The 730-nt window shown below is 54.0% G+C and carries 1 protein-coding gene; it reads left to right on the forward strand.

The features are described 5' to 3' along the window. Window positions 1–75: 75 nt before the first annotated feature. Window positions 76–495: an amino acid synthesis family protein gene (locus DL239_RS21395; protein ID WP_369410613.1), complete on the forward strand. Its 420-nt coding sequence runs from the start codon at window positions 76–78 to the stop codon at window positions 493–495. The last annotated feature ends 235 nt before the right edge of the window (window positions 496–730 follow it).

Raw genomic sequence — 730 nt, forward strand, 5'->3', positions numbered from 1 at the left:
TTTCTCATCGTCCACTCCTCAGTGGTTACTGATGAGCAACAAACCCTCTCTTAGCAAATACCGCTATTTGGACCCATAAGCGCTGACGTCAGACAATTCCAATTTGGTGCGGAACTTGGTCACACTCTGTCGACGGAACTGATGAGTATGCTTGGCGCACCGCCAGTCTGCTACGGCAAGGCCGCCCTTATCGGAACTTCCGGTGCTATGGAGCATGGAGCGGCAGTGCTGCACCCGACCCTTGGCAAACCTGTGCGCGCCGCCATTGGGGGCGGTAAGTTCCTGATGCCGTCCAACCATAAAGTTGGTGCATTGGGTGGGCAAATTGATCTGCCGCTTGGGCACAAAGATAAGCCATGGTCGTTTGATCACATAGACACAATGACCGTGTCAGTGCCCGACGCACCACGCGCCGACGAGATCATTCTTTGCATCGGAATGTCTGACGGCACCCGTGCCCATCCGCGGGTTGGAAAAGGCCCGAACCCAACATAGAATTCGAAGACAATTTTAGACGGGCGCTGTAAAGCAGACACCCGTGCGGGGCGCAGCATCATGCAGTTTGGGCTCATAGCCGTCGTTAGCCGCGTTGCCGCATCATAGCGGTTTGACTGGCTGCCGGTTGTCACTCACGGCCAATGTTGTTGAAAAACTCTTGTTGATTTGAGGGTATATGACTGATTCAATTTCCTTATTGGCGTGGGGGGATTGGTGGCGATGTTAGGACCAA

The organism is Parasedimentitalea denitrificans (assembly GCF_011813015.1).
In the GTDB taxonomy this organism is placed as follows: Bacteria; Pseudomonadota; Alphaproteobacteria; order Rhodobacterales; family Rhodobacteraceae; genus Parasedimentitalea; species Parasedimentitalea denitrificans.